Annotated in this window: 21 protein-coding genes and 1 rRNA gene; 10 read left to right on the plus strand and 12 right to left on the minus strand. The window is 64.3% G+C overall.

Annotation, left to right across the window (positions count from 1 at the left end; genetic code table 11):
- Window position 1 precedes the first annotated feature (1 nt).
- From HHL08_RS16955 to gyrB, 4 genes are read right to left on the minus strand one after another with little or no spacing between them, the layout of a single operon-like run.
- A complete protein-coding gene (locus HHL08_RS16955) occupies window positions 2-736 on the minus strand; it encodes a DJ-1/PfpI family protein (RefSeq protein ID WP_169574246.1) in 735 nt (244 codons plus the stop codon).
- Window positions 737-776: 40 nt separating this feature from the next.
- Window positions 777-1,280 (minus strand): membrane-like protein, encoded by a 504-nt coding sequence (locus HHL08_RS16960; protein WP_328804672.1) that lies wholly within the window; start codon window positions 1,278-1,280, stop codon window positions 777-779.
- A gap of 5 nt (window positions 1,281-1,285) precedes the next feature.
- Window positions 1,286-1,858 (minus strand): DNA-3-methyladenine glycosylase I, encoded by a 573-nt coding sequence (locus tag HHL08_RS16965; protein ID WP_169574247.1) that lies wholly within the window; start codon window positions 1,856-1,858, stop codon window positions 1,286-1,288.
- Complete coding sequence (gene gyrB, locus HHL08_RS16970) at window positions 1,851-4,352, minus strand: DNA topoisomerase (ATP-hydrolyzing) subunit B (RefSeq protein ID WP_169574248.1); 2,502 nt, start codon at window positions 4,350-4,352, stop codon at window positions 1,851-1,853. The genes HHL08_RS16965 and gyrB overlap by 8 nt, the downstream gene beginning before the upstream one ends.
- Window positions 4,353-4,438: 86 nt before the next feature.
- Between gyrB and HHL08_RS16975 the strand changes: the two genes are divergently transcribed.
- Window positions 4,439-4,933 carry a hypothetical protein gene (locus HHL08_RS16975; protein WP_169574249.1) on the plus strand — a complete coding sequence of 165 codons (495 nt, stop codon included), beginning with the start codon at window positions 4,439-4,441 and terminating at the stop codon, window positions 4,931-4,933.
- A 176-nt stretch (window positions 4,934-5,109) separates the two neighbouring features.
- On the opposite strand, the gene HHL08_RS16980 is transcribed toward HHL08_RS16975, so the two are convergent.
- From HHL08_RS16980 to yczE, 3 genes are all read right to left on the minus strand, one after another.
- Window positions 5,110-5,616: a DUF1993 domain-containing protein gene (locus tag HHL08_RS16980; RefSeq protein ID WP_169574250.1), complete on the minus strand. Its 507-nt coding sequence runs from the start codon at window positions 5,614-5,616 to the stop codon at window positions 5,110-5,112.
- Window positions 5,617-5,630: 14 nt separating this feature from the next.
- Window positions 5,631-6,827 carry an NHL repeat-containing protein gene (locus HHL08_RS16985; RefSeq protein ID WP_169574251.1) on the minus strand — a complete coding sequence of 399 codons (1,197 nt, stop codon included), beginning with the start codon at window positions 6,825-6,827 and terminating at the stop codon, window positions 5,631-5,633.
- 140 nt (window positions 6,828-6,967) lie between these two features.
- Entirely contained in the window at window positions 6,968-7,579 is a 612-nt protein-coding gene (gene yczE / locus HHL08_RS16990; RefSeq protein ID WP_169574252.1) for a membrane protein YczE, read from the minus strand.
- A gap of 89 nt (window positions 7,580-7,668) precedes the next feature.
- Here yczE and yczR point away from each other — a divergent pair, with 89 nt between their 5' ends.
- Window positions 7,669-9,132 (plus strand): MocR-like transcription factor YczR, encoded by a 1,464-nt coding sequence (gene yczR / locus HHL08_RS16995; protein ID WP_169574253.1) that lies wholly within the window; start codon window positions 7,669-7,671, stop codon window positions 9,130-9,132.
- A 70-nt stretch (window positions 9,133-9,202) separates the two neighbouring features.
- Here the strand turns inward: yczR and ppa are convergent, their stop codons facing one another.
- Together ppa and HHL08_RS17005 are read right to left on the minus strand one after the other, a co-directional pair.
- On the minus strand, window positions 9,203-9,745 hold the full coding sequence (ppa, locus tag HHL08_RS17000; RefSeq protein WP_088181713.1) for an inorganic diphosphatase: 543 nt from the start codon (window positions 9,743-9,745) through the stop codon (window positions 9,203-9,205).
- 36 nt (window positions 9,746-9,781) lie between these two features.
- Window positions 9,782-11,725, minus strand: a complete 1,944-nt coding sequence (locus HHL08_RS17005; RefSeq protein ID WP_169574254.1) for a M61 family metallopeptidase — start codon at window positions 11,723-11,725, stop codon at window positions 9,782-9,784.
- Between the two features lie 140 nt (window positions 11,726-11,865).
- Here HHL08_RS17005 and hisS point away from each other — a divergent pair, with 140 nt between their 5' ends.
- The 6 genes from hisS to HHL08_RS17035 all read left to right on the plus strand — a co-directional run bounded on the left by hisS (window position 11,866) and on the right by HHL08_RS17035 (window position 19,785).
- Entirely contained in the window at window positions 11,866-13,215 is a 1,350-nt protein-coding gene (gene hisS / locus HHL08_RS17010; protein WP_235955101.1) for a histidine--tRNA ligase, read from the plus strand.
- Window positions 13,215-14,306, plus strand: coding sequence for a peptide chain release factor 1 (gene prfA / locus HHL08_RS17015; protein ID WP_169574255.1), 1,092 nt, complete (start codon window positions 13,215-13,217; stop codon window positions 14,304-14,306). Before hisS ends, prfA begins: the two co-directional genes overlap by 1 nt.
- A 92-nt stretch (window positions 14,307-14,398) precedes the next feature.
- The gene (prmC, locus tag HHL08_RS17020; RefSeq protein WP_169574256.1) at window positions 14,399-15,220 is read left to right on the plus strand and encodes a peptide chain release factor N(5)-glutamine methyltransferase; all 822 of its coding nucleotides are present in this window, start codon (window positions 14,399-14,401) and stop codon (window positions 15,218-15,220) included.
- A 311-nt stretch (window positions 15,221-15,531) separates the two neighbouring features.
- Window positions 15,532-16,566 (plus strand): DUF4167 domain-containing protein, encoded by a 1,035-nt coding sequence (locus HHL08_RS17025; RefSeq protein WP_169574257.1) that lies wholly within the window; start codon window positions 15,532-15,534, stop codon window positions 16,564-16,566.
- A 158-nt stretch (window positions 16,567-16,724) separates the two neighbouring features.
- Complete coding sequence (locus HHL08_RS17030) at window positions 16,725-18,152, plus strand: DUF4139 domain-containing protein (protein WP_169574258.1); 1,428 nt, start codon at window positions 16,725-16,727, stop codon at window positions 18,150-18,152.
- Window positions 18,153-18,261: 109 nt separating this feature from the next.
- Window positions 18,262-19,785, plus strand: coding sequence for a DUF4139 domain-containing protein (locus HHL08_RS17035; RefSeq protein ID WP_169574273.1), 1,524 nt, complete (start codon window positions 18,262-18,264; stop codon window positions 19,783-19,785).
- A gap of 3 nt (window positions 19,786-19,788) precedes the next feature.
- Here HHL08_RS17035 and HHL08_RS17040 read toward each other — a convergent pair whose 3' ends face one another.
- Together HHL08_RS17040 and HHL08_RS17045 are read right to left on the minus strand one after the other, a co-directional pair.
- Window positions 19,789-20,202, minus strand: a complete 414-nt coding sequence (locus HHL08_RS17040) for an acyl-CoA thioesterase (RefSeq protein WP_169574259.1) — start codon at window positions 20,200-20,202, stop codon at window positions 19,789-19,791.
- Window positions 20,192-20,491 (minus strand): hypothetical protein, encoded by a 300-nt coding sequence (locus HHL08_RS17045; protein WP_169574260.1) that lies wholly within the window; start codon window positions 20,489-20,491, stop codon window positions 20,192-20,194. Before HHL08_RS17045 ends, HHL08_RS17040 begins: the two co-directional genes overlap by 11 nt.
- Before the next feature lie 73 nt (window positions 20,492-20,564).
- Here HHL08_RS17045 and HHL08_RS17050 point away from each other — a divergent pair, with 73 nt between their 5' ends.
- Entirely contained in the window at window positions 20,565-20,990 is a 426-nt protein-coding gene (locus HHL08_RS17050) for a CBS domain-containing protein (protein ID WP_169574261.1), read from the plus strand.
- An 18-nt stretch (window positions 20,991-21,008) separates the two neighbouring features.
- On the opposite strand, the gene HHL08_RS17055 is transcribed toward HHL08_RS17050, so the two are convergent.
- Window positions 21,009-22,496 (minus strand): lipopolysaccharide biosynthesis protein, encoded by a 1,488-nt coding sequence (locus HHL08_RS17055; RefSeq protein ID WP_169574262.1) that lies wholly within the window; start codon window positions 22,494-22,496, stop codon window positions 21,009-21,011.
- Between the two features lie 481 nt (window positions 22,497-22,977).
- On the opposite strand from HHL08_RS17055, the gene HHL08_RS17060 reads away from it, so the two are divergent.
- Window positions 22,978-23,050 (plus strand): 16S ribosomal RNA (locus tag HHL08_RS17060); the annotation flags it as partial.

The raw sequence follows: 23,050 nt of genomic DNA on the forward strand, positions 1-23,050 counted from the left end.
CTCAGCTGCCCAGGCCGTTCATCGCCGCAAACGGATCGTCGGTCGCATCCTCGTTCCAGCGATATTCGGCGCGATGTGCGACCCAATGCGCCATGTCCTTGCCATAGAGTTTGGCGATCAGGGCCAGCGCCATGTCGGTCCCGGCCGAAATGCCAGAAGAGGAGATATATTTCCCATCCTCCACCCACCGCGCTTGCGGCACCCACATGACCTTTGCACCCTGCGCCGTGGCCCATTTCCAGGCCATTTTGTTGCTGGTGGCCTTCACCCCGCCGATCAGGCCGGTCTTGGCCAGCAGCCCCGATCCGGTACAGATGGTGGCGACCTGCGGCGTGGCCTGTGCGATATCCTTGATCGCGGCCATGAAGGCGGGGTTATGCACCTCCCGCCGCGTACCCATGCCGCCGGGAATCATCAGGATGTCGAGCTTGGGCGCATCGGCAAAGCCGAAATCAGCGATCGTGGCCGGCCCTGCGCCGCTCTTAACTGGCCCGGCTTTCTGCGCGATCATCACGATCTCGATCCGGTCTTTCAGCATCCCGAACATTTCCAGCGGACCGAAAACGTCCAGCAGTTCGAAGCCGTCGAACACTACCATGCCCAGGATTGTCTTCGGCCCGCTGGGCGGGACGGGCGGTTTCAGGGATAGCTGCGCCGCCGCGCCGCTGGACACAGTCAGCGTGGACAGGGCGGCGGCGGCAATCAGCAGGGCGCGGCGGGACGTATCAGTGGTCATCGTAATTCCCTTCAAAGGGGCGGGCGAACTGGGATAACGATCAGGGCACCTCTTCCCGCATGGCGTCCCGCTCGCCGCCACAGCCTTTTAACGTCCCTTCGCCAAACGCCACCTGCACCCGGTCGGACCAGATCGCATCGCTCATCCCGTCGCTGCATGGCCCCGGCGTCAGCGTCATCGCGAAACCCTCGCCCTGATAGCGCACGGCCTTGTCGTCCCCGTCAGCGCGCACGGCAAAGCGCAGCGGCACCTGGTCCGGCCGCTCCAGCGTGGCCGTCGATCCCCGGATGGTCACCGCCCAGAAAGGTTCGGTGCCGATCGCGCGATAATCGGGGGGCGCTGGGCGCGGCGGAGGTGTTTCACGTGAAACCAAAGGCTTGGGCGGCGTCGGGTACGGCGGCGCCGCCGCTACCGCTGCGTTGGCGGTGCTGTTCGTATCGACCGGCGTGGCGATCGCGGTCGTCGGCGCAGGCTGCGTCTGATTCGCGGCCGTTTCCCCGTCCCCGCAACCATAGAGCAGGGCGACGGGGATAAGCAGGCGCACCGCTTTCACGGCCGCAGCGCGTCACGGCGGAAGCAGGCGGCGGCGTGGTCGTTGACCAGGCCGGTTGCCTGCATCCAGGCATAGGCGATGGTCGGGCCGACGAATTTGAAACCGCGCGCCTTCAAATCCTTCGAGATGGCGACCGACAGCGGTGTCTGTGCCGGAAAAGTCACCCCGTCGCCCTGCAACGGCACGCCATCGACGAAGGACCAGGCATAGGCCGAGAAATCCTCACCCGCGTCGCGCATCGCGCAGAAAATCCGCGCGCCTGCAATGGTCGCGACGATCTTCGCCCGCGCCCGGACGATACCCGGATCGCCCATCAGCCGCTCGATATCGCTATCAGTAAAGGCCGCCACCTTGTCGGGATCGAATCCGGCGAAGGCCGCCCGGAATGTCTCGCGCTTGCGCAATATGGTGATCCAGGACAGGCCCGCCTGGAACCCCTCCAGCATCAACATCTCCCAGAGCATCCGCGAATCGCGCTCCGGCACGCCCCATTCCGCGTCATGATAGGCGCAATAGAACGGGTCCGTGCCGCACCAGCCGCACCGGACCTGTTCTTTGCGATCAGACATCCAGATTGGCGACGTTCAGCGCATTGTCCTGAATGAACTCGCGCCGCGGCTCTACCACGTCGCCCATCAGGCGGGTGAAGATTTCGTCGGCGACGTCCGCTTGCTCCACCTCGACCCGCAGCATCGAACGATTATCCGGGTCCAGTGTGGTTTCCCACAGCTGTTCCGCGTTCATCTCGCCCAGCCCCTTGTAGCGCTGGATCGCCAGCCCCTTGCGCCCGGCGGTCAGGATCGCGTCGAGCAGTTCGCTCGGCCGCGTCACCATCGCGCCCTTGGTCGGCGCGACGGGCAGGTCGTCGTCATTGGCTTCGGCGGCCAGCGCCTTGACCGTGATCAGGCGGCTGGGGGTCAGGTAGCTGCCGGCATCCTCGGCGGCGATGCTGTGCAGCTTGCGCGCCTCGGCCGACCCGATGAATCCGCCCTCGATCACATGATGGTCGGTGACGCCGCGCCAGGCGCGCTGGAAGTGGAACCCGCCCTCTTCCGCGACGCTGCCGGTCCATCGGCCTTCGACATCCTGCGCGCCCATCCAGGTGACGGTCGCGGCCAGCCGTTCGGCTTGCGCGGCCTGGTCCAGTTCGGGATCGAGCGCGCCATTCAGGCTCAGCGCCTCGATGATCGCGGGATTGTAGCGGCGCGGCACATAGCGCATCACCGCGCGCATCCGGCGGGCATGTTCGATCAGGCTGCGCAGATCCTCGCCGGTGCGCGGACCCTTGCCGGTTTCCAGCGCCATCGATTCGACGCCATTATCGACCAGATATTGCTCCAGCGCGGCCTCGTTCTTGAGGTAAACTTCGGACCGGCCGCGCGTCGCCTTATAGAGCGGCGGCTGGGCGATATAGAGATGCCCGCCATCGATGATCTGGGGCATCTGGCGATAGAAGAAGGTCAGCAGCAGCGTGCGGATATGCGCGCCGTCGACGTCTGCGTCGGTCATGATGACGATCTTGTGGTAGCGCAGCTTTTCCAGGTTGAAGTCATCGCGGATGCCGGTGCCCATCGCCTGGATCAGCGTGCCGACTTCCTTGGACGATAGCATCTTGTCGAACCGCGCGCGCTCGACGTTCAGGATCTTGCCCTTCAATGGCAAAATCGCCTGATTATGCCGGTTGCGGCCCTGCTTGGCCGAACCGCCCGCCGAATCGCCTTCGACCAGGAACAGTTCGGACTTGGCGGGGTCGCGTTCCTGGCAGTCGGCCAGCTTGCCGGGCAGCGACGCGATGTCCAGCACGCCCTTGCGCCGCGTCAGTTCGCGCGCCTTCTTGGCCGCTTCGCGCGCGGCGGCGGCGTCGATCACCTTCTGGACGATCATCTTGCCGAACGCCGGATTTTCTTCCAGCCACTCGGCCATCTTGTCGGCCATCAGGCTTTCCAATGGCTGGCGCACTTCGGAACTGACCAGCTTGTCCTTGGTCTGCGACGAGAATTTGGGATCGGGCAGCTTGACGGAGACGATGGCGGTCAGGCCCTCGCGCATGTCCTCACCGGTCAGCGACACCTTTTCCTTCTTCAGCGCGCCCGACTTTTCCGCATAATTGTTGAGCGTGCGCGTCAGCGCCGCCCGGAACGCGGCCAGATGGGTGCCGCCGTCGCGCTGCGGAATGTTGTTGGTGAAGCAAAGGACGTTTTCATAATAAGAGTCGTTCCACTCCAGCGCGACGTCGATGGTGACGTCGTCGCGGGTGCCCGAAATCGCGATCGGCTCCGGCATCATCGCCGATTTGTTGCGATCGAGATATTTCACGAAGGCCGCGATGCCGCCCTCGTAGAACAGCTCGATCTCCTTCTTCTCCTCATGCCGCGCATCGACCAGGAACAGGCGCACGCCGCTGTTGAGGAAAGCCAGCTCGCGATAGCGATGCTCCAGCTTCTCGAAATCATATTCCGTATGATTCTTGAACGTCGCGCCGTCGCCCGGCGCCTTCTCCATATTGGCCAGGAAGGTGACGCGCGTCCCCTTCTTGCCCGCTGGCGCATCGCCGATGACCTCCAGCGGCGCGGTCGCATCGCCAAAGGCGAAGCGCATATAATGTTCCTTGCCGTCCCGCCAGATATTGAGGTCCAGCCATTCCGACAGCGCGTTGACCACCGACACGCCCACGCCATGCAGGCCGCCCGATACCTTATAGGCATTGTCGTCGCTGGTATTCTCGAACTTCCCGCCCGCGTGCAACTGGGTCATGATGACCTCGGCCGCCGACACGCCTTCTTCCTTATGGATGCCGGTCGGGATGCCGCGGCCGTTATCCTCCACACTGACCGACCCGTCGGGGTTCAGCGTGATGACGATCTTGTCGCAATGGCCCGCCAGCGCCTCGTCGATCGCATTGTCGCTGACCTCGAACACCATATGGTGCAGGCCGCTGCCATCGTCCGTGTCGCCGATATACATGCCGGGGCGTTTCCGCACGGCGTCCAGGCCTTTGAGCACCTTGATGCTGTCGGCGCCATATTCGTTATTATTGGGGGTGTTTACGGGTTCATCGCTCATGCCGAGCATATAGGGACAGCGGCCCCAAAACTAAAGCAAAACATGGCGGCTTCCGCTTGGGTCCGCCGGGGTCTATCACGGCTTTCATGCGCATCGTCCCTCTCCTCCTGCTGCCCTTGCTGTTGCCGCTTGGCGCCTGCTCGAAAAGCAACGACGTCTATGAAGAATTACCCAACAGTTCGCTCGCCGGTGCCCCCCGCGCGGAGGTGCCCGAAACCCGCATGGACGCGCCCGTCGCGCGCCCGGTGACGATCGGCGAGGATGGCCCGCGGATGGATGCCTGCGGTGGGTTGGGACGGGTGACGCGCAGCGGGGCAAGCGGTCTTCCTGTACTCGCCGCGCCCTTTAACGACGCAAAGACATTGGGGCCACTTTACGACGGGCAGCGCGTCTATATCTGCGCCCGCACCCTCGACCAAAAATGGCTGGGCGTGGTGGTGCTGCCTGTGCCAGCGACCGGCGAAGCGCCGCCGACGGCCGATTGCGGCGTCGCGTCCCCTGTGGAACGCAAGCAACCCTATGTCGGCCCCTGCGCCAGCGGCTGGGTCGCCAGCGCCTATGTCCAGCTGATCGCGGGTTAGGGTGCAGGCCCATAAATTACGAGGATCGAGACAATCCTGCCCCAAAGGGGTGGGACGAAAATGGCCGGTGGAGCGGTCGAACGCTTGCAAGATAGTCCCGCTATCTCGCGGCGCGCTCTCCCTCCCACCAGCCATTTTCGTCTCCATCTCGACCTCGTAATTTATGGGCCTGCACCCTAAACTCCGCCCAGAAAATCCATCTTGCCCACCGGCACGCCCGCCTGGCGCAGCAGCGCATAAGTGATCGTCAGGTGGAAATAGAAATTGGGCAAGGAAAAGGTCTGCACATGGCTGCGGCCGGTGAAGGGAATCTCGCCGCCAGGTATCTTGAGCACCACGGTCGCATCCTCGCGCCCGTCGATTGTCTCGCGCGGCACCGCTTCCAGCAGGGCGATCGTCTTGGCGATGCGCGCCTGCAACTGCGCGAACGTCTGTTCATCGTCCGGCATTGCCACCGGCTCCAGCTCGCCCAGTCGCGTAACCGTGCCCTTGGCGGTGTCGCAGGCGAACTGCACCTGCGCCGTCAGCGGCTTCATGTCCGCGATCAGTTGCGCGCCGGTCAGCGTCGCCGGATCGATGCCCTGTTCGGCGGCATAAGCGGCACCCTTGTCGAGCAGGCCCGACAGCGCGGTCAACCCGCGGACGAACACGGGTATGGTCAGGTCGTATAATGTGGTCGCCATCGGGCGTCCCCCTCTCATTGGATGCCGGTGAACACCAGCTTCTGTACGCGCCGGCCGGTATTGACCTCGGTCGCATAGATATTGCCGTCGCTGTCGGTATCAATGCTGTGCAGCCAGGTAAATTGTCCCGCCTGCCGGCCGACCCGGCCAATCGCGCCCAGCACCTCATGCGTCTTGCGCAAGACTATCCAGATGCGCCCGTTCATCATGTCCGCGACATAAAGATAGGTCTGGTCGGGATCGGGCGAAAACGCGATGTCGGTCACCGTATGCGTGCCACCCGTCTCCGGCGCGATGGCGAGGTCGCGTATGAAGGTCAGGCCGCCATCCTTCTCTCGCTTGAACAACTGCGCGCGGTTGTTGTTGCGGTCGCAGACATAGACATGGCCGTCCCGTGTCGGCGCCACGCAATGCACGATGTCGGCGAAGGTCTGCGCCTTGGGATCGGCGATTTTGCTGGGGTCGACGGCATGGCTCTGGTCGAAATCGCCGCTCCGGGTGGGCGCGATCGGCGGCTTGCCATAGGCACCCCAGCGACCCTTATAGGCATTGCTCTGCGCGTCGAAGCCGATCACCCGGCGGTTCACATAGCCGTCGGATACCAGCACCATGCCGTCGGAATGATTGACGTCGGACGGGTTGCCCAACTGGTCGGTCGCATCATTGCCGCCGGTTTTCTCGCGCTGGCCGAAGCGGCGGATATATTGGCCGTCCGCGCTATAATTCATGACGACATGGTCGCCCTTGCCATTGCCGCCGAACCAGACGGTGCCCGCCTTGTCGACGAAGATGCCGTGCAAGCTGGCTGGCCATTGGTTGACGCCATCGACCGTGGGCCCGCTCGCCGTGCCGCCCCAGCCGCCGATATAGCGGCCATCCTTGGCAAAGCGCACCACCGGCGGCGCGGGCTTGCAGCAGGCGGCGATCGGCGGGCTTTGCGCCAAGCCAGTATCGGTGTTGGTCAAGCTATGGGGCCGGTGCACGACCCAGACCGAATCGTCCGGTCCCACCGCCACGCCGCTCACCTGCCCCAGCAGCAGGTCGTCGGGCATGGCGGGCCAGGCGGCATCGACCTTGAACCGCGGCATTTTCGTGCCGACGGGCGCCACCTGTTCGAAGGCCAGCGGCGCGAGGGCCGATTCGGGCGCGGGTTGCGACGGGACTGCAGCGGTCAACGGCAGGAGCAGGGCGACGGCGAGGAAGGGGCGCATGGGGGGATGCTCCTTGATCGGGGGAGAAAGGCGCGGCGGATCATGCCTGTCTGCCTGGCCCGGTCAATGACTATGCGCCTTATTTTCAACGGAAAAAGGACCGGCCGATGCTTGGCGCATCGACCAGTCAGGGGCCTCTGTCACGCTTGCGCCGGGCGCTCCACCTCGGCGATGCGGAAAAAGGGCAGCGCATGGTGGACGATCCAGCCGATCGTCGCGGCATAGAGGATGGTGCCCACGCCCACCGTGCCGCCCAGCAGCCAGCCGATCGCCAGCACGCCGATCTCGATCCCGGTGCGCACCCATTTGACCGACCAGCCGGTCCGGCGGCACAGCCCCGTCATCAAACCGTCGCGCGGCCCCGGTCCCATCCCCGCGCCGATATAGGCGCCGCCGGCGATACCGTTCAGGATGATCCCCGCGACCAGCCACGTCGCGCGCACCCACAAGCCTTCGGGCGTCGGCAGCAGCATCAGCGACAGGTCCACCGCGGTCCCGATCACCAGGATGTTGGCGATCGTGCCGATCCCCGGCCGTTGCCGCAGCGGCCACCACAGCAGCAGCACGAGCGCGCCGATCAGGTTGACGGTCATGCCGAAACTGAGGCCCATTTTCGGCGCAAGCCCCTGGTGCAGCACATCCCAGGGATCGAGCCCCAGATTGGCGCGCAGCATCAGCGCCATGGAAAAACCGTAGAGGCACAGGCCCCAAAAGAGCTGCCAAAAACGGAGGGCGTAACGGTGGTTGGTCATGCCATGCTAATTCGACGCAACTGGCCTTTTCAAAAAGGACCAGTCTGGCATAAATGGCCTTGATCCATGGTCAGATTGGAATGTGCCCCATGTCCACTTCGCTTCTTCGTCCCCCGTCCCTGCTCCGCCTGCTCGGTGCCTGGCGCGCGCAGGACAGCGCTGAACCGGCCTATCGCCAACTGGCGCAGGCGCTGCGGATGCTGGTGCTGGACGGGCGGGTGGGCCTCAACGTCCGGCTACCCGGCGAACGCGAACTGGCAGCAGCGCTGGGCTTGTCCCGGACGACCGTCGCCGCCGCCTTCGACCGGTTGCGTGACGAAGGCTATCTGGAAAGCCGGCAGGGGTCGGGCAGCGTCACCCGGATTCCGCCGGGCCGGGCCGAAACCGCGCCGGGCGATATCGACACGACGACCGGCGGCAACCTGCTTAACTGGACCCATGCCGCCCTGCCCGCCGCGCCCGGCGTCGCGCGCGCTTATGCTCATGCGGTGGAGGCGCTGCCCGCCTATCTCGGCGACCTTGGCTATGATCCCCTGGGCATCATGGTGCTGCGCCGTGCGATCGCGGCCCATTATGATCGGCGCGGCTGTCCCACCTCCCCCGACCAGATCATGGTCACCAACGGCGCTCAGCAGGGCTTTTCGCTGCTTCTGCAATGGCTGGCGGGACCGGGCGACCGGGTGGTGATCGACCACCCGACCTATCATAACGCCATCCAGGCGTTGCAGCGCGCCCATGTCGTGCCAGTGCCGGTCGGCCTGCCGCGCCAGGGGTGGGACGTCGACGCGATGGAGGCCGCTTTCCGCCAGACCAGCCCCCGCTTCGCCTATGTCATCGCCGATTTCCACAATCCTACCGGCCGCAGCATGGACCCGGCCACCCGCCGCGCGCTGGTCGCCGCCGCGACGCGCACCCACACCCCGCTGATCGTCGACGAAACGATGGTGGCGATGGGCCTCGACTTCGCGCCACCCCCACCCGTGGCGATGCACGATCCGTCGGGGCGGCAGGTGATCACCCTAGGGTCGGCCAGCAAGATTTTCTGGGGCGGCCTCCGCGTCGGCTGGATTCGCGCCGACCCTCAGACGGTCGCTGCGCTCGGCCGCCTGCGAACGACGATGGACATGGCCAGCCCGGTGGTCGAACAGATCGCGGTCGCGCAACTCATCGACGCCGATGTCGGCTTGGGCGAGCGGGCCGGCCAACTGCGCGGACGGCGCGACCATCTGCTGGGCCTGATCGCGGATCGCCTGCCCCATTGGCGGGTGGAATCGCCCGCGGGCGGCCTGTCGCTCTGGGCCGAACTGCCCCGTGCGGAGGCGACCGCGCTGGCGGCCTTGGCCGAAAGTCTTGGCGTCCGCATCGCCGCCGGCCCGCGCTTCGGGGTAAGTGGCGCGTTCGAACGCTTCCTGCGCCTGCCCTTCACCCTGCCCGAAGAGCAACTCGACATCGGCATCGAGCGGCTGGTCGAGGCCGACGCCCGGCTTCACGCCCGCCTGCCCAAGGGCCGCGATTCGCTGGCCATGGCGCTGGATGCGGACCGGCTCATATAGCGAACGAAGAAATGAAAAGGCCGCGCGGATCGATCCACACGGCCTTTTCAACTCTCGAAAGAAACCGGCCTTACGCCGTCTTCTTGCTCGCCTGATAGCGCGCGATCGCTTCCAGCGTGATCTGCTTGGCGTCGTCCGCCCCGCCCCAGGTGCCGATGCGCACCCACTTGGTCTTTTCCAGATCCTTATAGTGGGTGAAGAAATGCTCGATCTGCTCCATCACGATACCGGGCAGGTCGTCCTTCTCGCTGATGTCGGCATAATAAGGGAAGGTCTTGTTGTCAGGCACGCAGACCAGTTTCTCGTCGCCGCCGGCTTCGTCTTCCAGGTTCAGCACCGCGATCGGGCGCGCACGCACGACGGAGCCGGGAACGAAGGGCGAACGGGCGATGACCAGCGCGTCCAGCGGATCGCCATCGGGTGACAGCGTGTGCGGCACGAAGCCATAGTTCGCAGGATAGCGCATCGGCGTGTGCAAAATGCGGTCCACGAACAGCGCGCCACTGGCCTTGTCGAATTCATATTTCACCGGCTCGCCGCCGACTGGCACTTCGATGATGACGTTCAGGCTGTTGGGCGGATCGTCGCCGACCGGGATCAGTTCGATATTCATGGAAACGCCTTTTGCTACACGTTACGCTACGGGTGATTATGTTCGGGCTTTAAGCAACCTGTCGAGGCTGCCTTCACCCTCTCCTGTCTTGTCGAGGCGCGGATAGCGCAGCCCGCCCGAATAATCGAGTGTCAAAGTGCGATAGTATTTATCCTGCTTTAGGATGATCTGGATCGGCGTCTTGGCCTTGATCGCCGCTTTCCATGTGTCGCCCGAATATTCGTCGCCATTGACCGCCAATATCTTCGCGCCCGTCACCAGCCCCGCCTTGAACGCCGCGCTGTCCCACACGACGCCGCTCACCTCGCCGTCATTCTTGACGATCGCGCCGATCCCGAAACTCTGGTCGACCATCTTGTTTGCGCCCTCGGCCGCCTTGGTGATCGCGCCCGGCTCCTCGCCATAGACAAGGGTGTAGCCGCCCAGGATGAAGCCGCCCTTGGGCGTTTCCTTGGTCGGACTATCGACATTTTTCTGGAAGAAGCCCGCCCAGTCATAAGGCGCGATATCGTTCAGCGTCTTGATGACGTCGCCGCGATTATAGACGACCTGGCCCCAGTCGCCCGGCTTGATGCCGAAGAACGCCTTGGCGAAATCGTCTAGCCCCTTCTTGCCGCGGGTCGCCTTGGCGATGATCGCGTCGGCCTCCAGCCAGATCATCAGCCCTTCATTATAATAATCCTCGGACCGCTGCCAGCTTGCCCACCCCTTGGGCCGGCGGGCGGAGATGATCGGATCATGGGTGGTGTCCTCCATCGCGCGCCACTGGCGGCCGACCGCCGTGTCCAGCTTCGCCGCGATCTGCGCATAGGCATCCAGCGTCTCGGCCTTGGAAAACATCCCCGACCGCGCGCCCAGCACATAGCCCCAGAATTGCGTCTGCCCTTCATAGACCCACAGCAGGTTATCCTGCATCGGCACGTTGAAATCGGGTGTCCACAGCAGGTCTGGGCGGCGGAACTTACCGTCCCAGCTATGGGTGAATTCATGCGGCAACAGGTTGCGGTCCAGCAACGCCTCGCCCTTGTCCCAGCTTTTGAAATAGCCTGGCTCGACCTGATTTTCGGAACTGCGATGATGTTCCAGGCCAATGCCGCCCATTTCGTCGGTGATGGCGAGCAGGAAATCATAATGGTTGAAATGATAGGCGCCGAACAGCGCGCCCGCTTCGGCCACCAGCTTCTTATGCTTGGCCATCTGCTCGGGCTTATAGTTCAGCTCGTCCGCATCGTCGGCGACGATATTGAGCGTGACATTGCTGCCAAGGTCCACCGCCTTGAAATGCGTCCCCGCAAACACCGGCGAATCCTGCAACGCTTCATAATCGATCGTCTCATAGGCGACGGCATTGCCGGTCTTGGTCCCGCGCAGCGCGGTCGCGGCCTGCCATCCTGCGGGATAGGTCACGGTCGGCTGGATCGGGATTTGCCGCGTATAATAGCCCGCCGGATAGAGCGATACGCTTTCCCATTGGATATTGAGCATCTTGGGCGTCACGACGACGCGGCCCTGCGCGGGCTGGGTCGCGGACAGGAACTGGAACTGCGCCACCACCTGCGTCACACCCTGCGGCACGTCGATCTGGAAGGCGAAGACGTTCAGCGGATCGCGCTTCCACGCCAGGCTCTGGCCATTGGCGGTGAAGGTCAGGCCGGTCAGCTTCTCGATCTGCCCGCGCGGCGCATGATTGCCCGGCAGCCAGGCTGGCATCATCAGCGTCATAGGACCGGCCGCAGCGACAGGGATCGTCTCCTTCACGCGGAAGATGCGCTGCACCGTATCGGTCGCATCGACCTCTAGGCGGATGGTGCCGCCGGGATAGGGAATGTCCTTTGGTGCAGGCGCGGCGCTGTCTACGGGCAGGGCGGTCGGCTTGGACCGGATCGCGTCCTGCGCGAAAAGCGGGCTGGCGATGGCGCTCGAAAGGCCCGTTGTCAGGCCCGTCGTCAGGCATAGGGCGGCAGCAAGGCTGCGGATCATGGATGTCTCCAGAAAGATATGGGGCCGGACGGCCCGATTGCCTTTAGCATGGCAAGGCGTCGCGGCGGCGTCCACCCCTGATGGACGCCTGCAAAAAGCGCGTTTCCTTGGGGGTGATTTGCCGTTAAAGGCCCGGCCCCATGGCGAAGATCGAAACACCGCGTCCGGTACGCGGCACGCAGGATATGTTGGGCGGCACGGCGGAGGCGTTTGCGGAACGCTTCGCCCATGTGGTCGCGACGTTCGACCGGGTGCGCAAACTCTACGGTTTTCAGCGCGTCGAAGTGCCGGTGTTCGAATCCACCGCCGTCTTCGCCCGCTCGTTGGGCGAAAGCACCGACGTCGTCTCGAAGGAGATGTACACGTTCGAAGATCGCGGCGGCGACAGCATCACCTTGCGCCCCGAATTTACCGCCGGCATCAGCCGCGCCTATATCACCGAAGGCTGGCAGCAATATGCGCCTCTCAAGGTCGCGACCCACGGGCCTTTGTTCCGCTACGAACGCCCGCAAAAGGGCCGCTTCCGCCAGTTTCACCAGCTCGACGCCGAAATCATCGGCGCGGCCGAACCGGGCGCGGACGTGGAACTGCTGGTCATGGCCGACCAGCTATTGAAGGAACTGGGCATCGCCGATGGCGTGACCCTCACCCTCAACACGCTGGGCGACGGGCCGAGCCGCGACGCCTGGCGCGCGGCGCTGATCGCCCATTTCGAGGCGCATAAGGATCAGTTGTCGGAAGACAGCGTCGAACGGCTGGCCAAAAACCCGCTCCGCATCCTCGACAGCAAAGACCCCCGCGACCGCCCGGTCGCCGACAGCGCGCCGGGGATCGATGCTTATCTCACTGATGAGGCGCATCTGTTTTTCGACAAGGTAACTAGCGGGCTTAAGGCGGCTGGCGTTGACTATCAACGTAACGACAGGCTGGTACGCGGCCTCGACTATTATCGCCACACCGCCTTTGAGTTTGTGACGGACCGCCTGGGCGCGCAGGGCACCGTGCTGGGCGGCGGACGTTATGACGGCCTGATCGAAAATCTGGGCGGCCCCGCGACCCCGGCGGTCGGCTGGGCGGCGGGGATCGAGCGGCTGGCGATGCTGGTGGATATGCCAGAAGCGGCAAAGATTGACGTTGCGGTGATTCCGATGGGCGAAGCAGCCGAAGCGGTCGCCATCGGTATCGTCGCCAATTTGCGCCGATCGGGTGTCGTCACCGACATGGGTTTTCGTGGGAACATGAAAAAGCGGATGCAGCGTGCCAATGCCGCGGGTGCCAAATGGGTAGTCATTCTTGGTGACGATGAACTTGCTGAGAATGTCGCAATAGTGCGCAACCTGGAAACAGGCACGCAGGCAAAACAGCCTATCGAACATATCAGCCATCTTCCGCTATCGTTGTTGGACGCCATGCCCTTGGGGCGTGAGAGCGAAGCGACGGGCCATGTTGCCGATTTGCTGAAAGGCTTCGGCGGGGAACCTCAAGCCTAATGCAGATCTCCGCCGAACGCATCGCGCAGATCGAGGCGCGCCGGGACGAGGTGCAGGCGTCGATGACGCGCGCCGACCTCGCGCCCGATGCGTTCGTGAAGCTGTCGAAGGAATATGCGGAGATCGAGCCGGTCGCCCGCGCCGCGCATGAAGTGCGCCGTCTGCGGCAGGAACTCGCCGCGCTCGATTATATGGCGGGCGGGGTCGATGCCGATGCCGACCCGCTGATGCGCGAAATGGCGCAGGAGGAAATGCAGCTGCTCAAGAGCCAGCTGCCCGCCGCCGAACGCGCGTTGGCGCTGCAATTGCTGCCCCGCGACGCGGCCGACGCGCGCCCCGCCATGATCGAAATCCGCGCCGGCACTGGCGGCGACGAAGCCGCCCTGTTCGCGGGCGACCTGTTCCGCATGTATCAGCGCTATGCCGATACTCAGGGCTGGAAGATGGAGATGCTCTCCGCCAATGCGTCCGAACAGGGCGGGTTCAAGGAAGTCGTCGCCAGCATCAACGGCGTCGGCGTCTTCGCCAAGCTGAAGTTCGAAAGCGGCGTCCACCGCGTCCAGCGCGTCCCTGCGACCGAAAGCGGCGGGCGCATCCACACCAGCGCCGCGACCGTCGCCATCCTGCCGGAACCGGAGGAAGTGGACGTCCAGATCGCCGACGGCGACCTTAAGATCGACATCTACCGGGCGAGCGGCGCAGGCGGCCAGCATGTCAACACCACCGATTCGGCCGTGCGCATCACCCATTTGCCGACCGGCACCGTCGTCATCCAGCAGGACGAACGGTCGCAGCACAAGAATAAAGCAAAAGCGATGCAGGTGTTGCGCGCCCGCCTCTACGAAGCGGAACGCGAACGCACCCACAGCGAACAGGCCGGCGCACGCAAGGCGATGGTGGGATCGGGCGACCGCTCCGAACGCATCCGCACCTATAATTTTCCGCAAGGCCGCGTCACCGACCACCGCATCAACCTGACCCTGCACCGCCTGCCCGAAATCCTCGAAGGGCCCGGCCTGGCCGACATCATCGACGCCTTGGTGGCGGAGGATGAGGCGGCGCGGCTGGCCCAGCTGGACGGTGTGGGTTGATTTACTCTCTCCCCTCCCTTTCAAGGGAGGGGTCGGGGTGGGTGGCGAGCGAAGTGAGCTTACGCCATCACGATGCTACGCAAGGTAGAGGCATGACCGTCCCCGACGCGCTACGCGCTGCAACTGTCCAACTCGCCGTCGCCAGCGACACGGCCCGGCTCGACGCCGAACTGCTGATGGCTCATGCGCTGGGCCTGTCGCGTAACGACATGCTGCTGCGCCAACGCGACCTGACCGTGCCGGAAACCTTCGCCCCCCTGCTCGCCCGACGCCTCAATAGCGAACCGATCGCCCATATCACCGGCACCCGCGATTTCTGGACGATCACCCTCGCCGTCACGCCGGATACGCTGATCCCCCGCCCCGACAGCGAAACGCTGATCGAGGCCGCGGTCGATCATTTCGCAACCCGCGCCCCCGCCGCCATCCTCGACCTCGGCACCGGCTCCGGCGCGCTGCTGCTGGCGGCGTTGGCGGAGTGGCCCACCGCGCAGGGCCTGGGCATAGACGCCTCCGCCCCCGCGCTCGCCGTGGCTCGGGGCAATGCGGCGCGGCTGGGCATGGCGACGCGCGCCGCCTTCCAGCCGGGCGACTGGGCGCGGGATGTGGAAGGCCGGTTCGACCTGCTGCTCATCAATCCGCCCTATATCGTCGCGGACCTGCCGTTGTCCGGCGACGTGCTGCGCGAACCGGCCAGCGCGCTGTTCGCGGGCGCCGATGGCCTCGACGATTATCGCCGCATCGCGCCCGACCTGCCCAGGCTGATCGCGCCGGGCGGCATGGCCGCGATCGAGATCGGCTATGATCAGGCGGCGAGTGTCACCGCACTGCTGCGGGCAAACGGCCTGGCCGTCGCCCTGCGGCGCGACCTGGCCGGGCACGACCGCTGCCTGATTGTGACAAACCCAGGTTAGAAATAACCGATTTGCCGACATCTGAGCGAAAATTGCTTGGTTTATGGCGCGAAAGCCACTACATCGACCTTAGGGACGGCTCTATCTTGTGACATGGTCGGTTAGATCGTTGATAGAAAAGGCCGTTTTCTTAGCTCCTTATAGTCATGACGGCGCATGCTGCGCATCGCCGCTGGCAGTCGGGGTAATGATCCGGAAAGGATCATGCCGTGGCGGAGCCGTATCCGGCCTGAAGGACAGGCCGTGCTTGGGGATGGCGACTGAACAGTGTTTTCAGCCAATGATGTCATAGCGAACGCAAGGATCATATCTTGATCAACAACCGGCAGGCCGGCCGCCGCAATCGCGGCCGGAACAATAATAACAACGGACGTCCCAGCGGCAATAATCGGGGCGGTGGCGACAACGGTAACCGTATCGACAATCGCGCTCGCGGCAATGCGACCCAGCTTCTTGAGAAATACAAGAATATGGCGCGCGATGCCCAGATGGCTGGCGACCGGGTGAATGCCGAATATTATCTGCAATTCGCCGATCATTATTTCCGCGTGCTCGCCGACAATCGCGCCCGTCAGGACGAGCAAAACCCCCGGCAGCGCACCCGCGACGATGGTTTCGATCAGGATAGCGATGATTTCGACGGCGGCTATGACGGCGTCGACGATTTCCGCACCGATCAGCAGCACGCCTATGACCGCACCCCGCGTGAACAGCCCCCCCGCGAGCAGAACCAGCGGGACCAGAACGGTCGCGATCAGGGCAATCGCGATCAGGGCCAGCGTGAGCAAGGCAATCGCGACCAAGGCAACCGGGACCAGAGCCAGCGTGAGCAAGGCAATCGCGACCAGCAGGCCCCGCGCGACCAGCAGGATCGCCGGCCGGAGCGTCAGGACGACAATCGTGAAGCCCGCGAATATCGCGAACCCCGCGACAATCGCGAGCCGCGTGAAAACCGCGAACCCCGCGTCGGCAATGTCCGCCGCGACCGTCCCCGTCGCGATCGCTTCGATGGCGATGCGCCGGTGCAGCAGGAAATGGGTGTAGAGGGTCCGACGGGCAATCCCGCCACGGAAGCCCAACGCCAGCCGGACATAGCGCGCCAGCCTGCCGCCCGTAACGCGCCCGTGGCCGCGACGCCCGAAGCGGCTGCGCCGGAAGCCGAGGCTCCTCGCCCCCGTCGCGGTCGCCCGCGCAAGGTCGTGGCGGAAGCGGACACGCACGAAGGTCTGGACCTGGCGGTACTGCCGCCCTCCATCGCCCGCGCTGACAATGACGCCGAAGCGGCCGAGGACGCGCCCAAGAAGCGCACCCGTCGCGTCCGTCCGGCGACCGAAGCCGCCGAATAAGCGGTCGATAGCGAAAAAATCAGGGGACGGCGCCGCAACGCGCCGTCCCCTTTTTCATGTCTCCGTCTTTTCTCTCCGCTACCGACAAGCCTGCTTTGCAACCCCGGCGCGATCCGGCACAAGGCGCTTATAGATGGCGCATATCTGGAGAGATGCCGATGAGAGCCGCGCACCTGCTGCCCCTGATGCTGACCGCCCTTCCCCTGTCGGCGCTGGCGCAAAGCGCGGCCGATCCCACCGGCGCTACCGCGCAGGGCGATGTCGCCGTCACCATCTATAATGATGGTCAGTCGCTGGTGCAGGACGACCGGCAACTGGCCATGACGGCGGGCCGCAATCGCATCGAGTTTCCCGATGTATCAGCACGCATCCGCCCCGAAACGGTCAACCTGTCCGGTCCCGGCCTGGCCATTATCGAACAGAATTTCGATTATGACCTCCTTTCCCCCGACAAGCTGATGGACAAGGCGGTGGGGCAGGAGGTGACGCTGCTGCGCACCAATCCGGCGACCGGCGCGGAAACCCGCGAACGGGCAAAAATTCTCGCGGCCAATGGCGGCATTGTCCTCCAGATCGGCAACCGGATCGAAGTGCTGCGCGACGACGGCCTGCCGGTCCGCGTCATCTTCGACCGGGTGCCCCCCAATCTGCGCGCCCGCCCGACCTTGTCGGTCACGGTGCAGGCGGATCGCGGCGGCACGGTGCCCGCGCGCCTCTCCTACCTCACCCCCAATCTGGGCTGGACCGCCGACTATGTCGCGCTGTTCGACGCGGCCAAAGGCGCGATGGACATGCAGGGCTGGGTCACGCTCACCAACAATACGGGCACCACTTTCACCGACGCGAAGACGATATTGGTCGCGGGTAACCCGGCCAATGGCGGCGGCCGCACCAATTGGTGGCCGGGTTCAACTGGAGCCGGCAGCGGCGCAATCGACCAGGCCGGCACGGAAAGCGGCCCGCGCGAGCGGCTGGGTGACTATTATCTCTATCCATTGGCCGCCCGCACCACGATCGCCAATGCGCAGCAGAAGCAGGTCAGCTTCCTCGACGTGAAGGGCGCGCCGGCCCGCGCCACCTATGAATATGTCAACGGCTGGCTCGGCAGTTCGGCCGAACCGGTCAGCGCGTCGAGCGTGCTCAAATTCTCGACGTCGAAGGAAGGCGGCCTGGGCGATCAACTCCCCGCCGGCACGATCCGCGTCTATATGCGCGACGGGCGCGGCAACCCGCAATTCATCGGCGAAAACAGCATCGACCATACGCCTATGGGTTCCTCCATGGCGCTGCGCACCGGCGAGGCGTTCGACGTCAAGGTGCGGCCGACCGTAGAGCAGCGCACGAAAAAGGGCAGCGCGCGCTGGGAAACGAAGATGCGCTACACGCTGACTAACGCCCGGCCCGAAGCGGTGACGATCGACCTGGCGCAGCAAGGGCTATGGGGCGACACCCGCGTCGTCGCGCAAAGCCTGGAGGGTCAGATCATAGAAGGACGGCGCATCTCCGCTGACCGGATGGAATGGAGCGTACCGGTGCCCGCGAACGGCACGGTCGACCTCGGCGTCACCTTCGACTCGCGTTATTGATCGGCGCGCCATGCTGGCTCGATCAAGATGCCGTGCTCCTGCGCAGGCAGGAGCCCAGTTGCAACGTCGGAACTGGTTTCCCGCCTTCGCGGGAACACGGTCTTTTTTGATGCTGTTGTTGTGGGCTGTTGCTGCGCCGACGCAGGCAGACACCGTCCTCTCCGCCAAAGCCGATTCGGTCGCGGTCACCGTCTATCGCGCGCCCTTTCGCGCCAAGGGGCCGATCGACCGCAACTGGCCGGGCGGCTATGCGCTCATCACCGAAAGCCGCACCGTCGATCTGCCACAGGGCGAATCGGTTGTGCGGTTCGAAGGGGTGGCCGAAGGGCTGATGCCCGAAACCGCGATCCTCTCCGGTATGCCGCGCGGCGTGCGGGAAAAGAACAGGGACGCCCGGCTGCTGTCGCCCGCCGGGCTGGTCGACGCTTATCTGAAACGCAGCGTCACCCTGCGCCGCACCGACCGCAAGACCGGCAAGGTGACGCAGCAGGATGCCATCATCAGCGCCGGGCCGACTGGCGGCGTGATCCTGAAAACCGCGCAGGGCTATGAGGCGCTGGGGTGCAGCGGCTTGCCCGAACGGATGCTCTATCCGCAGAAACCTGCCGACCTGTCGCCCCGTCCGACCCTGTCGGTGATCGCCACCAGCGACCGCCCGACTCGCGCGACGCTGCAACTCACCTATCTGGCCGAAGGATTCGACTGGGCCGCCAATTATGTCGCGGACATGGCCGATGACGGCGACACGCTCGACCTCATGGCCTGGCTGACGGTCGCCAATGGCGGCGTCACCGGCTTTCCCGACGCGCAGTTGAGCGTCATCGCGGGCCAACCCAACAAGCAGGCGCGCAGGGTGCAACCGCGCCCGACCGGCGGTCCGCTGCGCCTCACCTGCTGGCCGACGGACGTCACCAGCACCCATCCACGCTGGATTTTATCCCCGACGGAGGGACCAATTCCCCCACTGATGTATGTAGCGGCGGAGGCGGAAGATATCGTCGTCACATCGATGCGCCGTACCGAAGGCGTCGTGATGGCCGCGCCAGCGCCACCGCCGCCTCCCCCACCGCCGGAGGATGTCGGCGACCTCAAACTCTATCGCGTGCCGGTAATGGTCGATGTCGCGGCCAATGCGCAAAAGCAGGTCGCGCTGTTGCATCAGCCCGGCGTGAAGGTCGAACGCCTCTATGCCGCGACCGTCTATGGCGAGGCGGAATCACAACCGATGACGCTGCGGCTGCGCTTGCAGAATCGGAAAGGTGATGGCCTCGGCCTGCCCATGCCGTCGGGCCGGGTCGCGGTATTCGAGCAGGTCCAGGACATGCGCCTGCTCGCGGGCGAAGCCGATATCGGCGACAAGGCGGAGGGCGAGCGGGTCGATTATGACATGGCGGCCAGCGCCGACGTCCGCATCGCCGCGCGGATAAAAAGACAGTCCCGCAAATCCCGCGACTGGGCGATCACCCTGACCAACGCCAGGCCCTTCCCCGTCACGGCGGAAGTCACCATCCCGCACGACATCGCCCCGCGTCCAACAGGCATGGAGCGGCGCGGCAATGGCTGGATCTGGCGGACCACGATCCCCGCCAACGACGCCCTGACATGGTCCTATACGGAGCGCCTGGCCCGCTGACCGTTAATAACGTCCTATGTCAGGCGTCGGGGGCAGGGGCCGGGGCCGATGGTTGGCGTCCAGCGCGACGAATGTATAGACGCCGCTGGTCAGCAGCACTTCTTCCATGCCGACGCCGCGTATCGCCACCACCTCGATCCGTATCGCGACCGACGTGCGGCCGCGCCGTTCCTCGATCGCATAGACCGACACGACGTCACCCAGCAGGATGGGGGTGATAAAGGTCATGCTCTCGATCGCCACCGTCGCTACTGCGCCCCGCGCGATTCGCGATGCGACGATGCCGCCGGCGATATCCATCTGGCTCAGCACCCAGCCGCCGAAAATATGGCCATTGGCGTTGATGTCGGTCAAATGCGGCACCAGCCGCAGCACTACCTCGCCCCGCGCTCCGGTCTTCGCTGTATCAGTCGTCAAGCGGCACCTCGTCCTTCAGCCTGTCCATCACCTGCTCGTCATGCCCGGTGCCGCTCGACAAAAATGTCAGCGCCATCAGGCCGGTGCCCAGCATGAAGGTCAGCCATACGCCCAAAATCGTGGCGATCAGCATGTGAATCGGCAACTGTCCGGCCCACCAATGCAGGAATAGCAGCGCCAGCCCGACGCAGATCGCACCGCCCAGCGCCATCCACGCCATGATGCGGCGGAACCGGGCCCAGGCGATGGCGGCAATCTGGGGATCATCCAGGGCTTGCTTGCGTGTCATCTCTTTTCATTGGGCCGTGAAAGTGGGATCATCAAGCGCCTATCGGGGAATGTCTCGGAAAAGGAGAGTGGTCATGAGCATCGCAGCGATTTTGCAGGGCAAGGGCGACGTCATCAGCGTGCGGCCGACGGACAGCCTGCTCTCCGTGGTGCAATTGCTGGCGGAAAAGCGAATCGGCTGTGTGCCGGTGGTCGAGGATGGGCAGGTCGTCGGCATTTTTTCCGAACGCGATGTGGTCTATCGGGTGGCCAGGGACGGCGCAGCCGCGCTCGATCATAATGTGGGCGAGGTTATGACGGCACCAGCCATCACCATCGACCATCAAACCCCGGTGATTCACGGCCTGTCGTTGATGACGAAGCGGCGCATCCGCCATTTGCCCGTGGTGGTCGATGGCGCGCTGGTGGGCATGATCTCGATCGGCGATCTGGTCAAATATCGGATCGACACTATCGAATCGGAAGCTGCGGCGCTGCGCGACTATATCCAGACCGCCTGATTCGGGCGCTTTTCCGGTTCAGGCGGGTGCCTGGACCGGCGGCGCGCGCCGTACCACCAGCGCGACCAGTTCCATCAGCGTGCCACGCGCGCACAGCATCAGCGCGGCGAGGAAGGCCAAGCCCCCCGTCGGCACCAGCACGCATAGCCGCAATGGCGCGGACAGCGGCGGCAGCAGCCGATCGACCGCCATCACCACGCCCGCCATCAATATCGAACAGCCCAGCCCTGGCGCCGCGGCGCGGACCAGGTCGATGAATCGCAACCCCATCGGCCCGCCCGCCAGCCGGGCGGTGACGGCGGTCAACAGCGGGAAAGCGATCAGCCAGGCCCAGGCCAGGCCGATCGCACCGGACCTTATGCCGATCAGGAAGGCGATCGGCATCAGCACCGCGCCGACTGCCGCGACGCGCGCGGTCGTGCCGGGGCGGCCTAGCGCGTTGCTGACCGGCGCAAACATCACCTGCAACGTCATGAACGGCATCGCCAGCGCCAAGATCGCGACGAAGGGCGCCATTTCCAGCCATTTCTGCCCGAACAGCGTCTCGACCAGCGGCTCTGCCGTCACCGCCATGCCCAGATAGATGGGACAGGTCAGCAGCAGCAGCAGCTTGACCGCCTTGCAGAAGGACCAGGCCACCCGCGACACGTCCTTTTGCATCCGCGCATAGGCGGGAAAGGCGACATCGTTGAGCGGCGGCACGAATTTGCTCACGAAAATCTGGGTCAGGAACAAAGCTTCGGCATAAAGGCCCAGCTGATGCGGTTCCAGCATGCGGCCGCCGATGAAGATATCGGCCTGGCTCTGGACGATCCAGAACAGCTGGCCGCCCAGCAGCGACGCGCCATAGGCGACCATCGCGCCGGTCCCGCGAAAATCGAAGCTGGGAATCGGCTTGAATCCGGTGGCGATGACATAGCCGACCGCCTTGACCCAGAAACCCGCGATCGGCGCATAGACCAGTGTCCACACCCCCCATCCCGACAAGGCGCCGACCAGCGCTACTGCGGCGGATGCGATCGCGGCGATCAAATTGACCAGCGCGGGCCGCTTGAAATCCAGCGCGCGTCCCATGATCGCTTCGGGCACGGAGATGAAGGGGGTGGAAAGATAGAGCAACGCCTGCACCCGCAGCAGGTCGGCGACAATCGGCTGGTCATAATAGTCCGCGGCCAGCGGTGCGATCGCCAGTTGCAGCAGGGCGAGCGCACCGTTCAGCAGCAGCATGATGGTGAAGGCCTGGCGCAACCGATGCGGTTCGACCCGGTCGGACTGCACTAAGGCGCTCACTAGCCCATAGCCATTCAGGAAGGTAGCGAAGTTCAAGATCACCTGGGTCATGGCGAAAAGGCCGTAATCGGCGGGATCGAGCAGGCGGATGACGGCCAGTGTCACCACCCAGCTCATCATCTGCGACACGATCTGGCTGCCCGATCGCCAGAATATGGCGCTGCGTATCCGTGCGCCGAAACCCGCGTCATTCGCGTCGGCATCCTGCAATGTCATGCGCCCATATTCCCTGAAGCCCGATCGATCATGCACCTGCTCTAGCGGCCAACTCCCAAAAATTTCTGAAATAAAATTGCAAAAACTGTTTGACGGGTCGGGGCAACCGGCCTAGAGGGCTGTTCACCGGACGGGGCGCTTCCAGCAGGTAGCGCTTTGAATGGTCGCCGACATAGACGGGCAGCAGTCCTCCGAGACGCAAGGATCGGGGCGGCATTGTTGTCCGCACTAATGTTTGGCCGGGTTCTTTGACATTGTTGGATAGATGAAGGGACATGTGGGCGGCGGCTCCGGTCTGCCACGGCTTTCAGGCGTGGTATGGTCGGTTAAATTAGGCCGTTCCTTATTGGGGTTTGTCGGGCTTGCTCGGCGGATCGTTCATATGTCTCAGTATATTCCACTAGAATATATTGTGCAGGAATGGCTCCTGGAAATGAGCGGTATGTATCGGCCCTATTCCGGCTGGTACGTATCGGACATCAAACTTGAGAGTTTGATCCTGGCTCAGAACGAACGCTGGCGGCATGCCTAATACATGCAAGTCGAACGAGACC

Origin of the sequence: Sphingobium psychrophilum (assembly GCF_012927105.1) — a bacterium.
Classification (GTDB): Bacteria; Pseudomonadota; Alphaproteobacteria; order Sphingomonadales; family Sphingomonadaceae; genus Sphingobium; species Sphingobium psychrophilum.

Bases quoted from the DNA above. Each gene is read 5' to 3' on its own strand.
- HHL08_RS17045 (WP_169574260.1), bottom strand. From the start codon at position 20,491: ATGACACGCAAGCAAGCCCTGGATGATCCCCAGATTGCCGCCATCGCC.
- HHL08_RS16975 (WP_169574249.1), top strand. From the start codon at position 4,439: ATGCGCATCGTCCCTCTCCTCCTGCTGCCCTTGCTGTTGCCGCTTGGC.
- HHL08_RS17035 (WP_169574273.1), top strand. From the start codon at position 18,262: ATGCTGTTGTTGTGGGCTGTTGCTGCGCCGACGCAGGCAGACACCGTC.
- gyrB (WP_169574248.1), bottom strand. From the start codon at position 4,352: ATGAGCGATGAACCCGTAAACACCCCCAATAATAACGAATATGGCGCC.
- hisS (WP_235955101.1), top strand. From the start codon at position 11,866: ATGGCGAAGATCGAAACACCGCGTCCGGTACGCGGCACGCAGGATATG.
- yczR (WP_169574253.1), top strand. From the start codon at position 7,669: ATGTCCACTTCGCTTCTTCGTCCCCCGTCCCTGCTCCGCCTGCTCGGT.
- HHL08_RS17055 (WP_169574262.1), bottom strand. From the start codon at position 22,496: ATGACATTGCAGGATGCCGACGCGAATGACGCGGGTTTCGGCGCACGG.
- HHL08_RS16965 (WP_169574247.1), bottom strand. From the start codon at position 1,858: ATGTCTGATCGCAAAGAACAGGTCCGGTGCGGCTGGTGCGGCACGGAC.
- HHL08_RS17050 (WP_169574261.1), top strand. From the start codon at position 20,565: ATGAGCATCGCAGCGATTTTGCAGGGCAAGGGCGACGTCATCAGCGTG.
- prmC (WP_169574256.1), top strand. From the start codon at position 14,399: ATGACCGTCCCCGACGCGCTACGCGCTGCAACTGTCCAACTCGCCGTC.
- HHL08_RS16980 (WP_169574250.1), bottom strand. From the start codon at position 5,616: ATGGCGACCACATTATACGACCTGACCATACCCGTGTTCGTCCGCGGG.
- HHL08_RS16955 (WP_169574246.1), bottom strand. From the start codon at position 736: ATGACCACTGATACGTCCCGCCGCGCCCTGCTGATTGCCGCCGCCGCC.
- HHL08_RS17030 (WP_169574258.1), top strand. From the start codon at position 16,725: ATGAGAGCCGCGCACCTGCTGCCCCTGATGCTGACCGCCCTTCCCCTG.
- yczE (WP_169574252.1), bottom strand. From the start codon at position 7,579: ATGACCAACCACCGTTACGCCCTCCGTTTTTGGCAGCTCTTTTGGGGC.
- HHL08_RS17005 (WP_169574254.1), bottom strand. From the start codon at position 11,725: ATGATCCGCAGCCTTGCTGCCGCCCTATGCCTGACGACGGGCCTGACA.
- ppa (WP_088181713.1), bottom strand. From the start codon at position 9,745: ATGAATATCGAACTGATCCCGGTCGGCGACGATCCGCCCAACAGCCTG.
- HHL08_RS16985 (WP_169574251.1), bottom strand. From the start codon at position 6,827: ATGCGCCCCTTCCTCGCCGTCGCCCTGCTCCTGCCGTTGACCGCTGCA.
- prfA (WP_169574255.1), top strand. From the start codon at position 13,215: ATGCAGATCTCCGCCGAACGCATCGCGCAGATCGAGGCGCGCCGGGAC.